We start from the raw sequence: 12,874 nt of genomic DNA on the forward strand, positions 1-12,874 counted from the left end.
CTTAGACTTGGAGGCTATTTTTGAAAAAAGGGGATGGTCAACCATCCCCTTTTTCAATTTATTTTCTAATACCAAGCTCTTTGATAAGCTCCCTGTATTTTACAATATCTTTCTTTTTAAGATAATCCAATAAACTTCTACGTTTACCTACCAATTTCACCAAAGATCTTTCTGTGTTGTAATCTTTGTGATTTTGTTTAAGGTGACCGGTCAAATGGTTGATACGGTGTGTGAACAAAGCTATTTGTCCTTCGGTAGAACCTGTGTTCTCCGCTTTTCCGCCATGCTTTTTAAAGATGTCGGCTTTTATTTCCTTGGTTAAATACATTCCAATATTGTTTTAAATGATTTTTATGTATCCGATTGATTTTCAATCAGGGCGCAAAGATATATCTTTTTTTTGATTCAAAACGACCTTTTTATGGGTCCTTAGACTTTTGCCTTTCTTATGGGTTGATTTTGGATCAAATCGATGTACAGATTGATATTCTTTTTTAAGTCCTTGCGGTGCGATATAAAATCCAAAAATCCATGTTCCAGCAGAAATTCAGAGGATTGGAAGCCATCCGGCAACTCTTTACCGGTGGTGTCCTTAACGACCCTAGGCCCCGCAAAACCTATCAAAGCTCCGGGCTCCGCAATATTGATATCGCCCAACATTGCATAGGAAGCCGTGGTGCCGCCCGTAGTTGGATCTGTACATAAAGATATGTAAGGCAAGCCAGCATCTGCCAATTGGGCCAATTTTGCAGAGGTTTTTGCCAACTGCATTAAGGATAATGCTGCTTCCATCATCCTAGCTCCCCCAGATTTGGAGATCATTACAAATGGCACCTTTTTCTTAATGGCATGATCGATACCCCTAGCAATTTTTTCACCTACCACACTGCCCATGGATCCGCCAATAAAGGCAAAATCCATACAACAGATTACAATATCCTTTCCCAAGGATTTTCCAAAACCAGTACGTACAGCATCTGTGAGACCGGTTTTTTTCTGGGCGGCCTTTAAACGGTCCGCATATTTTTTGGTATCCTCAAATTTTAAAGGGTCCTTCGAAGAAAGTTTGGCGTCCAGTTCCGTGAACTTATTGTCGTCAAACAGGATCTGGAAATACTCCTTGCTCCCAATTCGAACGTGGTAGTCATCTTCCGGACTAACATAAAAGTTTTTGGCAAGGTCCTCTGATTCTACAATCTTACCTGTAGGGGATTTGTACCAAAGACCTTTTGGGGTGTCCTTTTTTTGTTCCGTAGAAGTCTGGATTCCTTTTTCCTTTCTTTTAAACCAAGCCGTCATGTCTTCCATTTAAAACGTTATCGACAGAATTATTACAGTGTGTTCACATTATTGAGGTCCTCAAAGGCCTTCTTTAAGCGCTCTACAAAGGTATTTTCACCCTGTCTCAACCAAACCCTTGGATCATAAAACTTTTTATTTGGTTCATCGGCACCCTTAGGATTTCCGATCTGGGACTGTAAATAATCCTTGTTGTCCTGCACATAGTCCCTTACACCCGCTAAAAAGGCATATTGTAAATCCGTATCGATGTTCATTTTAATTACACCGTAGCTAATACCCTCCCTAATTTCCTCGAGGGAGGAACCTGATCCACCGTGGAATACAAAGTCAATATGATTGTGTCCTACCCCGTATTTTTCAGATATATATTCTTGCGAATTTTTGAGGATTTTTGGTGTGAGTTTCACGTTACCTGGTTTGTATACGCCATGAACATTTCCAAAAGCGGCGGCAATGGTAAATCTGTGGCTTACTTTGGAAAGTTCCTCATAGGCATAAGCGACTTCCTCAGGCTGTGTATATAATTTTGAATCGTCCACATCAGAATTGTCCACTCCATCTTCCTCTCCTCCGGTGATACCCAATTCTATCTCCAATGTCATCCCCATTTTGCTCATGCGCTCAAGGTAACCTTTGCAGATTTCGATATTCTCCTCCAATGGCTCTTCTGATAAATCGATCATGTGCGAACTGAACAGAGATTTACCTGTTTCGGCATAATGCTTTTCACTGGCATCCAACAATCCATCTATCCAAGGAAGCAGTTTTTTGGCACAATGGTCCGTATGCAAGATTACCGTGGCACCGTAGGCCTCCGCTAACTGATGAACGTGTTTTGCACCCGCTATAGCACCTTGTATCGCTGCATTTTGGCCTTCATTGGAAAGTCCTTTACCAGCATTAAACTGTGCACCTCCATTTGAGAATTGGATGATGACCGGTGCCTTTAAGCTTGCAGCGGTTTCAAGCACCCCGTTAATGGTATTGGAACCTATGACGTTTACCGCCGGCAATGCAAAACCTTTTTCTTTTGCGTACTTAAAAATTTCCTGTACCTGATCTCCGGTAGCTACTCCCGGTTTAATATTGTGGGCCATAATTTTTGTGGGTCTAATTAGTTTCTTATAATGTGCAACAAAAGTAATAAAACAATTAAACTTAGAAGGGATAGTTTATACCAATTTGCAGTACTGAATTCGCGAAATTGTAATCCCTGAACCATCTTTTGGAAGGAATTTCTGCTGGATTATAGGTTTTAAAACCAAGGTCCAACCTAAATAAAAAGTAGGTAAAATCATATCGCAGGCCAAAGCCCGATCCTAAGGCAATATCCTTTAAGGATTCAAGACCGTTGAAGGTAGCATCCCTGTTTTGTACATCATCAAAGACATTCCAAATATTACCGGCATCGGCAAAAACGGCTCCGTTCAAATCACCGAACAAAGAAAAACGGTACTCGAGGTTTAAGGCTAATTTTAAATTTGCTTCATTAAAGTCGTTCAGGGCCGAAGTCCTTCCAGGACCCAGGGAATATGGAAACCAGGCCCTATTATCGTTTGAACCTCCTGCAAAGTAACTGCGAACAAAAGGAATGTTATTGGAATTTCCATACGGAATGGCGATGCCAAAAAAGCTTCGTGCGGCCAACACATTGGATCTGGAAAGGTCCCAATACTTGACATAATCGAACTCCGTTTTTATGTATTGGGAAAAGGGCACGTTAAAAACGAGGAGTTGTCCATCCTCATTTTCGTTAAAAGGTAGAATGTTGGAAAAGCCAGAAAGTAGGTTTCCGGCACTTTCTATCTTGAATCTGAATTGATAAAAATTGTTGTCAAGGATACCGTTACGATTGTTTTTATTAAAGGTATAATTGGTTGTAAAAATGAGGTTGTTCTCCGTTAGGCGCTGCCTGCGTTCCTCTATTCTGCTAACTTGCCTAAGCGTTTCGGTAGTAATTGGCGAAACGGTTCCATTAAGAATTGCCTGAGTAAACCCGGTAGTTCCATCTGGGGTATCCGGATTGTCATCAGGAACCAACAGTCTAGGATTTTGTGAACCTTCCACGGTCTCGAATAAAGGCTCCAGTTCTGGGAAAACCTGTGCGGAATCCGTTGGGTCGTTTGGGTCTAAGTACCCGTCGTAGTCATCCGCAAGGGCGTCCAATTGGTCGTAAGTGGTTCTGTAGACGCTGAAAAATCTGTTTCTATTGACGTTTCTAACAAATTGAATATTCAATAACTCAACGGCGTGTTTTTTAAAATCGTTTGGTGACCAATTATAACCCAAAACGGTGTTGAAGGTCTGTTTGTCCAATCCAATGTTCTTTTGAAAACTGGTTCCAATGGCTACCCTTGTTTTTGGTAAGGTATAGTTGGGTATGATGTTGGACGTGTTTATGAAGGGAAACCAAATTCTTGGAAAATCAAGGGAGATATCCGCACCTATTTCCGAGAAAAAATCATCTGGGAAAATATCCGTACTCAAAAGGCCAAAGGTACCATCTGCGGAGATGCTCAAATTCTCCGCTCCCTTAAAAATATTCCGAATTAATAGGGAGGCACCTATACCTACACCGATCCTACGTAAATTGGACCTACTTACCTCAAAATTCGTTCCTAGGGAATATTTGGATTTTGGGGCGAGGTATATGTTGGTGTTCACCAAGTTTTGGACGCTGTCTTCTTCAAAGATAATATTGGGGTACTTAAAAATATTCAGGCTGTTCAACTGCCTTGAAGTCCTGATCTTGTCCAGGTCCCTATAGATACTATCCTTTTCAAAGAAAATGGCATCGGCCAAAGTCTTTGGCTTGATCTTAAATTTTCCCGAGTAGTAAATATTCAGGTCCTTGTATTGAACGGAGTCCAGCGTAGACAAGTCGGTATTTGATAAAAAATTGGTATACACATTAATTTTGTTGATTTTCTCGACCCTATAATCCGAAGTTGTAACCTGATTTTCGCCTCGTCTTCTTAAATCCCCAATATTCAAATTAATATTCATTTTTTGGTCGTCCGAAGCCCTTACTGTATCCCTTTCGATATCAAATGTGATCGAACTCTCTTGAAAGTTTCGAATCCCACTGTTCCTGAAAATGGCAGTTAACCTTTCCCTTTCCAATGTAAAATTGTTCAAATCGAATTGTTCCCCTTTTTTAACAAGGGAAGCATCGGCATGCAAAAAATAAAGCGAATCGATTGCCTTTGAAGAAATGTCGTTTGAGAGGGAATCAATGTAATAAGGTCTGCCCAAGCTTATGCGGTAATCGATTGCGGCCTTTCTTTTTCTGTTGGTCGTATCAATGTTATAGGTGGTCCTATTATTAAAATATCCTTTACTGTTATAGAAAGCACTTAACCTTTCCAGGCTTCTTCTGGTTTGTGTTGTGTCCAAAATAACGGGAGCTTCCCCCACATCCTTCAGCCACACGCTCAGACCTTTGACCAAAAAGGATTCACCCAGCCTATCTACCTGTTTTTCCGAAAGAATTTTTTCGAGTCTTTCCTTTCTTTTGGATTTTTTATTGAGCCATGCTTGGTACAGGGAATCTGGATTCTCCTTCGCTAAATTGTAAAGGTTGAGCCGCAAAGGATACCCTAATATAGCGGTGTTGGTCTTTTGATATAGAAGACTTTGAAGGTCCTCGTTGTTCACCTTGACAGAATCGACCAAAATGGTATTTTTAACTATCAAATACTCAGTTTCCTCTACCTTTTTAAGAGAATTGCAGGAGGTAATACCTATTGCCAGTAGCAAGATTAAGCTTATTTTAGCTATGTAGTATTTATAGCATGCTACGGTCTTCATAGAAATCAAAAATACATCATTTGAATGGTTGTAAAAAGTGAATTGAAACTTATAAAAAACCTACAGCAAAAAAAATACCGAAATGAAAAAGGCCTCTTTGTGATGGAAGGCAAAAAGGCCGTGGAAGAATTGCTGGAGTCCGGGTTTGAGGTTTTTAAACTGTACTCCATGGACCAAAAATTAAGGGGTTCCATGGCTTCACAGGTGCAAGCTATTTCCATGAAGGAACTAAAACAGGTCAGTAGCCTAAAAAATCCAAACGGGGTTCTGGGGGTTTTCCATAAAAAATCAATTTCTGGTGTACATATGGATGGCTGGACCCTTGTTCTCGATGATGTACAAGATCCTGGAAATTTGGGAACTATCATAAGGTTGTGCGACTGGTTTGGGATTGAAAACCTCATTTGTTCCAAGGAAACCGTAGATTGTTACAATCCAAAGGTCTTACAGGCGACCATGGGCTCCATTGCCCGTGTCAACATTTTTTACATGGACCTGGCCGAGTTTTTAAAATCCGCCCAAGTGCCTGTTTTTGGCACCTTTATGGAAGGCGATAATATCTATAAAACAAAGCTGCCCGAAAAGGGCATTCTGATTATGGGTAATGAGGGTAACGGCATTTCTGAACCTATCCGAAGTCTTTGCAGCCATGAAATAAGTATTCCCCAGTTTGGAAAAAAAACAACGGAAAGTTTAAACGTAGCTACCGCCACCGCAATTTTTTTGAACGAAATCAAACGTAGGTAGTAAGCTTGGGTACTTCTATTCAAAGGTGAAATTGATGAATATACCCCTGGATTTCATGGAGTCTATGTTCCCCGTCCATGGACTATTTGGATCGTTGTCCCTAATTAATTCATCGGTCAGGGCAAAAACCCCTCTAATGGATGGACTGAATTTAAAATATTCCAAATAGAAATCGATACCAAAGCCCAATTCGTAGTTATACACCCATTTTGTCATCCTAAAGGTGTTCGAAAGATTATCGTCCAAACTCGCTTCATTGCTTCCTAAATTCAACGACATGGAGCCTCCGCCTATTAAAAAAGGTTTCCAATTGCCCAGTCTTTTGGTACTTACCTTTAGTAACAAGGGGAAATTTATATAGGTGGATTTTACTTCCCTTAACGCATCCCTATCCTCCTCCAATAAGGGCGAAGGAAACCCCAAGAGTCTTGATGTGTAATGAAGGCCGGGCTCCAACCGTACATCCAGGAATTCATTGATCCGCATTTCGCCGATCAAACCCACATTAAAACCTAAAGATTTGGCTACCTGTACCGTGGTAAGGTCCTTGCCGTTGGCATCAAATCCCAAATCGTCCTTATATTCAAACTTGAAATCATACTGGTTCAGGCCTAAAAAATAGCCCAAGTTAAGGAATTTTTTGTCCTCGTTCTCCTTATTTAAAACGGGGTTTTCATTGAATTGACCAAATAGGGCCGGGGTGAATAACAATACTCCCAAACATGTGAAAAACAAATTCTTCATTTACTAAAATGTCAGTCGTTGTGCTACCCTTGTTTTTTGGCGACGTAAATAGAGGATACGCCAAAAGTTTGAGGTTTGTTCGCTACATCTATAAACCCGATTTCCCGCAAAATATTGTTGAAGTTTTCGCCATGGGGAAACGCAGCGGCAGATTCGCTGAGGTAGCCGTACGCAGAATTGTCCTTTGAAAACAGTTTTCCTATCAGGGGAAGCATGTATTTGGTGTAGATGCCGTATCCTTGTTTGTAAGGGGTTTTTGTGGGGACCGAAGTTTCTAGAATGACCAGTGTTCCTCCTGGTCTTAAAACACGGAGTATCTCCTCTAGACCTTTTTCAAGATTTTCAAAGTTTCGAACACCAAATGAAACGGTGACGGCATCAAAGGAATTGGATTCGAATTCAAGATTTTCACTATCACCAACAACCATTTCAATAATAGGGGACAGTTTTTTTTCTTTTATTTTTTTTTCACCTACGGAAAGCATTCCAGGGGAAATATCCAGACCTATAATTTTTTTTGCCCCTGTTTTTACCATGGCGATCGCCAAATCCCCAGTACCGGTTGCAATATCCAAAATAGTATTGGGCGATTCCTCCTTTAAGATGGTGACAACCTTTTTTCTCCATTTGATGTCAATACCAAAGGAAATGACGCGATTTAGGCCATCATAATCCGTAGAAATGGTATCGAACATTTTAGTGACCTGCTCCTTTTTTCCCAAGTTGGAGTCCTTATATGGGGTAACTTTTTTTGCCATCTGCAAAATTTTTGGCAAAGATACGATATAGAAGAAGGTTCCATGAAATTTTGGCACATTCATTAAACGATCAAATCCTTCTTAAAAGCTTGAAAATAAATTGAAAGCTCATAAAATTATGTAATTTTGTACCCATCAATTTACTTACTTGTAAAACATAGCTGCCGATCTAAGAAGGTTGGAATCTGGAACCAATTAAAAGTTTCCGATGAGGCTAGCTTAAGAATTTAAATGAAAATAATTATTGCCGGAGCTGGTGAAGTTGGATTTCATTTGGCGAAATTACTATCCTACGAATCCCAGAACATTACGTTGATCGATACCGATAAGGAAAGTCTGGCGTATGCGGACAACCACTTGGACATTAGGGTGCTAAGAGGGGATGCCACGTCCATTTCCATTTTAAAGGATGCTTCGGTTCAGGATTCCGAACTCGTTATTGGGGTAACTTCTTCCGAGACCACTAATCTGACCCTGTGTATGTTGGCAAAACAACTGGGATGCAAACGGACTATCGCCAGAATCTCCAATACGGAATTTATAGATAATAAAGAATTGCTAAAATTTTCTGAACTCGGCATAGATGAACTAATTTCCCCGGAAGAACTCGCCGCTACGGAAATACAGTTACTGCTGAACAAATCTGCATTTAACGATACTTATGAATTTGAGGAAGGTGAGTTGATAATGGTAGGTGTTTCCCTGCCAAAATCGGCCCCGTTCGTCGGGAAAATGGTAAAGGAGGCGGCCAAGGTATTTCCGGAGTTGCACTTTATGCCCATTGCCCTTCAACGATTGGGAACACAGTATACGGTCATACCTCGTGGTGATACCTATTTCAAGGAAGGAGATCAGGTTTATTTTATCACTGTCAAGGAAGGGGTGGATGAGCTTTATAAACTCACAGGTAAGAAGAAGGAGGATATTAAAAACGTTATGATTCTTGGCGGGAGTAAAGTTGGTTATAAAACGGCCCGGGATCTATGTTCCAGACGTTTCAACGTAAAATTGATAGAGAAGAATAAAGAAAAGGCCTTTGATTTGGCCGATGACCTTCCCAATGCACTGGTTATTAACGGTGATGGTAGAAATGTAGAGTTGTTGGACGAGGAAAGTTTGGAATCCATGGATGCTTTTATAGCGGTTACCGGGAACTCAGAAACCAATATCATGTCCTGTTTGGTGGCCAAATCCAAACATATCAAGAAAACAATCGCCTTGGTGGAGAACATGGATTATTTTCAATTGTCACATTCCATTGGAATAGATACCCTGATTAACAAAAAGCTTTTGGCGGCCAACAATATTTTCCGGCATATACGTAGGGGCGAAGTAGTGGCCTTGATGCGTTTGAACAATCTAAATGCTGAAATTTTGGAATTTATAGTAAAAAAGAATTCCAAGGTAACAGGATCCACCATTAGGGATTTGAACTTTCCAAAGAACGCGACCATTGGAGGTGTAGTAAGGGATGGTGAAGGAATCATAGCCTTGGGTGGTTTTACTATCAAGGAAGGCGATAGGGTAGTTGTTTGCTGTCATCCTGAACAGATTCCTAAAATAGAACGAATGTTCCTATAGCATGCGCTTGAATTCTAGAATCATTTTTCATCTAATGGGGCTGTTGCTTCTTTGTAACGGTGGCTTTATGTTATTGGCTGCCTTGGTAAGTGGTATTTATAATGATGGGGCAACGTTGAGCATAACCTTGGCGTCCGTGGCGACCATGTTTGCGGGTGTCTTCGCCATGTACTATACCAGGGGCCATAGGAAAGAGGTCAAACAAAAGGAAGGCTATATCATCGTTACCTTTGGATGGTTGGTCATGTCAATTTCAGGAACGCTTCCCTATATTTTTTCCGGAGCTGTACCGGGTATTACCAATGCCTTCTTTGAAACGGTTTCAGGATATACGACCACGGGTGCATCCATTATGGATGATATTGAATCCATGCCGGAGGGTATCCTTTTCTGGCGAAGCCTTACGCATTGGATAGGAGGGATGGGTATCATCGTTCTGGCCATAGCTATTTTACCGCTTTTGGGAATTGGTGGTATGCAATTGTTTTCAGCTGAAGCACCTGGACCGAGTGCCGATAAATTGCACCCCCGTATTACGGATACAGCCAAGCGGTTATGGTTGATTTACTTGGGATATACCATAGCTGAAACCATTCTGTTAAAGTTGGCGGGAATGTCATTTTTTGATGCCATTAACCATGCCTTAGCTACCCTTTCCACTGGAGGTTTCTCCACAAAGAATGCGAGTATTGCCTATTGGAACAACCAGCCTTTGATACAGTATATAATCATCGTATTTATGTTTTTGGCGGGAAGCAATTTTGTGATGAGCTATTTTGCCTTTAAGGGAAAGGTACAGCGCATTTTGAAGGATGAGGAATGGAAGTATTATTCCCTAGCCATTGTGATATTTTCCATTGTTGTGGCCGGGGTTATCTATTTTCAGGCCAATATTACCGAAGAAACGCCGGGATATCCTATGGTTCTAGGTAAAGCCGAAAGTTCTTTTAGGCATGCCACCTTTCAGGTAATTTCTGTAATTACCACAACGGGCTTTGTAAGTGCCGACTTTACCCAATGGACACCTTTTTTGACCGTTTTCTTTTTTGGATTGTTTTTTATGGGGGGCTCTGCGGGTTCCACATCGGGCGGTATAAAGATCATGCGACACCTCTTGATAATCAAGAACGGACTTTTGGAGTTCAAAAGAACCTTACACAGTAACGCTATTATACCTGTACGCTACAATAATAAAACCGTGAAAGAGAAGATAGTTTATAATATTATAGGCTTCTTTGTGCTATACATGTTGCTCTTTATTATCGGGGCGCTCGTTCTGGGTATGCTTGGTCTCGATTTTGAGTCGGCCGTGGGGGGAGCGGCATCCTCATTAGGTAACGTTGGGCCTGCATTGGGCAGTTTAAATCCGGTGAGTAATTTTAATAGTTTACCTGCTTTGGCCAAGTGGTGGTGCGGGTTTTTGATGTTGGCCGGAAGATTGGAGCTTTTCACTGTCCTTATTTTGTTGAATCCCTATTTTTGGAAAAGAACATAATTATATTAAGCGTCGTCTTAAAAAGGAAAAAGCCCATAAATTGAATTATGGGCTTTTTTTAAGGTATTTTCTAATTTGGTTTATGAAAGCGATTTCTTAATTCTGGCCATGGCTTCCTCGATTTCCTTGACCGAAGCCGCATAAGAAATCCGAATACAATTTCCATTGCCAAAGGCATCGCCCGTCACCGTAGCTACGTTGGCATGTTCCAACAAGTACATGGCAAAATCAGATGCATTGTTGATTTTTGTACCGTTCAAAGTTTTTCCAAAATACGCTGTTACATCGGGATAAACATAAAAGGCCCCTTGCGGTTCATTGCATTTAAATCCTGGGATATCGTTCAGTAAGTCCAAAATTAGCTTTCTGCGCTTCTTGAATTCATCCACCATGTACTGGATACGGTCCGGGGACTCTTCTAAGGCGGTGATGACCGCTCGTTGTGCAATACAGTTGGCACCGCTAGTTACTTGTCCCTGCAATTTGTTACAGGCCCTGGCAATGTAGGTAGGTGCACCAATATAACCAATCCTCCATCCGGTCATGGCGAATGCCTTTGCTACTCCGTTTACGGTAACTGTTCGGTCGTACATATCCTCAAACTCGGCCATAGAGGCATGTTTGGTGACACCGTAATTAATATGCTCGTAAATTTCGTCACTGACCACAATGATTTGCGGATACTTCTGAAGCACATCTGCCAATGCCCTTAATTCTTCCTTGCTATAAATAGAACCACTAGGGTTACAGGGAGAACTATACCAAAGCATTTTTGTTTTTGGTGTAATGGCATCTTCCAATTCTTGAGGAGTCATTTTAAAATCGTTCTCCAAGGTGGTGGGCACCTCTACTGGTACACCATCGGCCAGTTGGACAATATCGGCATAACTAACCCAATATGGGCAAGGTAAAATAACTTCGTCCCCTTCATTGATCATGGCTTGGGCAACGTTATAAAGTGATTGCTTGGCCCCCGTTGAGACTACAATTTGGGAAGGGTCATAGGTTAAATTATTGTCCCTTTTGAATTTTGTGATGATGGCACTTTTTAACTCTGCATACCCGTCGACCGGCGTATAGGCACTATAGTTGTCATTGATTGCCTGAATCGCTGCGTCTTTAATATAATCCGGGGTGTTGAAGTCCGGTTCGCCCAAACTTAAACCAATAATATCTTTGCCTGCCGTTTTAAGCTCTCGGGCTTTTGCGGCCATTTCCAATGTTGCGGAAGGAGTAAGGCTGTTTATCCTGTCCGAAAGTTGATTGCTCATATGTATAAAATTACTAGTACTGTAAAGTAGGCTGTTTACCTAACTCCTTAAGGTGTTTGAAGTGCGAAATTATAGCTTTTCTAGTAGTTTTATATTCGTGATATGGTAAATTAAATTCTTTCGCAGTCTGTTTCACAATTTTTGAAATTTTTGTGTAATGGATGTGACTGATGTTAGGAAATATGTGATGTTCAACTTGATGGTTCAAGCCTCCTGTAAACCAATTTACGATTCTATTCTTGGTACCAAAATTTACCGTGGTGAATAGTTGATGGATGGCCCAAGTATTTTTCATCGTGCCGCTTTCATCAGGGAGTGGTGTTTCTGCGTGGTCAACAATATGTGCCAATTGGAACACTACGCTCAGAATCACGCCGGCCACATAATGCATCAAGAAGAATCCAATGAGGATTTTCCACCAAGCTATATCCAAAACCAACATGGGCAATACAATCCATATGGTAACATAAAGTATTTTGGTTATGATCAATGTGCTCCAGTTTATGGTAGCACTTGGCAATTTACCATAGGCCAGTTTACGTTTCATATACCTGTACATTTGTTGAAAATCCGTAGTAATGGCCCAATTAAATGTTAGCAATCCATAAAGGAATACGGAATAGAAATGCTGAAATTTGTGGTACTTTTTCCATTCGGCATGCTTGGAAAAACGCAGAATCCTGCCAGCTTCCATATCTTCATCATGCTCGTGGATGTTGGTGTACGTATGGTGCAAGACATTATGCTGAACCTGCCAGTTATAGACATTTCCGGCAAGAATGTAAATACTACTGCCCATGATTTTGTTTACCCATTTCTTATTGGAGTAGGAACCATGGTTGCCATCATGCATAACGTTCATGCCTACACCTGCCATGCCTATACCCATGATAATAGTAAGTAGGATATTGGCCCAGTTGGGAAGCCCCAAGGTTAAAATCAGAAAATACGGGGCCAAAAACAGGGTAAACATGACTATCGTCTTTAAATGGAGTTTCCAGTTTCCTGTTTTCTTTATTTTATTTTTGTTAAAGTAATCGTTCACCCTTGCATTGAGGGTTTTAAAGAACTGTGTTGAATCCTTTCTGGGGAATCTAATGGTTTTGTTTTCCATAAACGGTAATCTTTGTTTCTAAAAATAACGCAAAGGATATCCTAATAGTTTG

11 protein-coding genes are annotated in these 12,874 nt (G+C 40.9%); 3 read left to right on the forward strand and 8 right to left on the reverse strand.

Going from position 1 to position 12,874, the window contains the following annotated elements:
• Window positions 1-58: 58 nt before the first annotated feature.
• The 4 genes from rpsO to BFP75_RS12385 all read right to left on the reverse strand — a co-directional run bounded on the left by rpsO (window position 59) and on the right by BFP75_RS12385 (window position 5,061).
• Window positions 59-328 carry a 30S ribosomal protein S15 gene (gene rpsO, locus BFP75_RS12370; protein ID WP_094997796.1) on the reverse strand — a complete coding sequence of 90 codons (270 nt, stop codon included), beginning with the start codon at window positions 326-328 and terminating at the stop codon, window positions 59-61.
• Between the two features lie 101 nt (window positions 329-429).
• On the reverse strand, window positions 430-1,299 hold the full coding sequence (gene accD / locus BFP75_RS12375) for an acetyl-CoA carboxylase, carboxyltransferase subunit beta (protein WP_099545827.1): 870 nt from the start codon (window positions 1,297-1,299) through the stop codon (window positions 430-432).
• Between the two features lie 32 nt (window positions 1,300-1,331).
• Entirely contained in the window at window positions 1,332-2,399 is a 1,068-nt protein-coding gene (gene fbaA, locus BFP75_RS12380; protein WP_099545696.1) for a class II fructose-bisphosphate aldolase, read from the reverse strand.
• A gap of 61 nt (window positions 2,400-2,460) precedes the next feature.
• Window positions 2,461-5,061 carry a BamA/TamA family outer membrane protein gene (locus BFP75_RS12385; RefSeq protein WP_317044530.1) on the reverse strand — a complete coding sequence of 867 codons (2,601 nt, stop codon included), beginning with the start codon at window positions 5,059-5,061 and terminating at the stop codon, window positions 2,461-2,463.
• Between the two features lie 93 nt (window positions 5,062-5,154).
• Here BFP75_RS12385 and BFP75_RS12390 point away from each other — a divergent pair, with 93 nt between their 5' ends.
• Complete coding sequence (locus BFP75_RS12390; RefSeq protein ID WP_317044531.1) at window positions 5,155-5,859, forward strand: RNA methyltransferase; 705 nt, start codon at window positions 5,155-5,157, stop codon at window positions 5,857-5,859.
• A 15-nt stretch (window positions 5,860-5,874) separates the two neighbouring features.
• Here BFP75_RS12390 and BFP75_RS12395 read toward each other — a convergent pair whose 3' ends face one another.
• Both BFP75_RS12395 and ubiE read right to left on the reverse strand, forming a co-directional pair.
• A complete protein-coding gene (locus BFP75_RS12395; RefSeq protein WP_099545699.1) occupies window positions 5,875-6,603 on the reverse strand; it encodes a porin family protein in 729 nt (242 codons plus the stop codon).
• A 23-nt stretch (window positions 6,604-6,626) separates the two neighbouring features.
• A complete protein-coding gene (gene ubiE, locus BFP75_RS12400) occupies window positions 6,627-7,361 on the reverse strand; it encodes a bifunctional demethylmenaquinone methyltransferase/2-methoxy-6-polyprenyl-1,4-benzoquinol methylase UbiE (protein ID WP_099545828.1) in 735 nt (244 codons plus the stop codon).
• Window positions 7,362-7,592: 231 nt separating this feature from the next.
• On the opposite strand from ubiE, the gene trkA reads away from it, so the two are divergent.
• Window positions 7,593-8,942, forward strand: coding sequence for a Trk system potassium transporter TrkA (trkA, locus tag BFP75_RS12405; RefSeq protein WP_099545700.1), 1,350 nt, complete (start codon window positions 7,593-7,595; stop codon window positions 8,940-8,942).
• 1 nt (window position 8,943) lies between these two features.
• A complete protein-coding gene (locus BFP75_RS12410; RefSeq protein ID WP_099545701.1) occupies window positions 8,944-10,437 on the forward strand; it encodes a TrkH family potassium uptake protein in 1,494 nt (497 codons plus the stop codon).
• Between the two features lie 80 nt (window positions 10,438-10,517).
• Here the strand turns inward: BFP75_RS12410 and BFP75_RS12415 are convergent, their stop codons facing one another.
• A complete protein-coding gene (locus BFP75_RS12415) occupies window positions 10,518-11,708 on the reverse strand; it encodes a pyridoxal phosphate-dependent aminotransferase (RefSeq protein ID WP_099545702.1) in 1,191 nt (396 codons plus the stop codon).
• Between the two features lie 13 nt (window positions 11,709-11,721).
• Complete coding sequence (locus tag BFP75_RS12420; RefSeq protein WP_099545703.1) at window positions 11,722-12,822, reverse strand: fatty acid desaturase family protein; 1,101 nt, start codon at window positions 12,820-12,822, stop codon at window positions 11,722-11,724.
• Between the last annotated feature and the right edge of the window lie 52 nt (window positions 12,823-12,874).

The sequence above is a fragment of the Maribacter sp. 4G9 genome, assembly GCF_002742265.1.
Classification (GTDB): domain Bacteria; phylum Bacteroidota; class Bacteroidia; order Flavobacteriales; family Flavobacteriaceae; genus Maribacter.

Excerpts from the sequence above, each read along its gene's own strand:
- rpsO (WP_094997796.1), bottom strand. The coding sequence starts at position 328 with ATGTATTTAACCAAGGAAATAAAAGCCGACATCTTTAAAAAGCATGGC.
- accD (WP_099545827.1), bottom strand. The coding sequence starts at position 1,299 with ATGACGGCTTGGTTTAAAAGAAAGGAAAAAGGAATCCAGACTTCTACG.
- fbaA (WP_099545696.1), bottom strand. The coding sequence starts at position 2,399 with ATGGCCCACAATATTAAACCGGGAGTAGCTACCGGAGATCAGGTACAG.
- BFP75_RS12395 (WP_099545699.1), bottom strand. The coding sequence starts at position 6,603 with ATGAAGAATTTGTTTTTCACATGTTTGGGAGTATTGTTATTCACCCCG.
- ubiE (WP_099545828.1), bottom strand. The coding sequence starts at position 7,361 with ATGGCAAAAAAAGTTACCCCATATAAGGACTCCAACTTGGGAAAAAAG.
- trkA (WP_099545700.1), top strand. The coding sequence starts at position 7,593 with ATGAAAATAATTATTGCCGGAGCTGGTGAAGTTGGATTTCATTTGGCG.
- BFP75_RS12410 (WP_099545701.1), top strand. The coding sequence starts at position 8,944 with ATGCGCTTGAATTCTAGAATCATTTTTCATCTAATGGGGCTGTTGCTT.
- BFP75_RS12415 (WP_099545702.1), bottom strand. The coding sequence starts at position 11,708 with ATGAGCAATCAACTTTCGGACAGGATAAACAGCCTTACTCCTTCCGCA.
- BFP75_RS12420 (WP_099545703.1), bottom strand. The coding sequence starts at position 12,822 with ATGGAAAACAAAACCATTAGATTCCCCAGAAAGGATTCAACACAGTTC.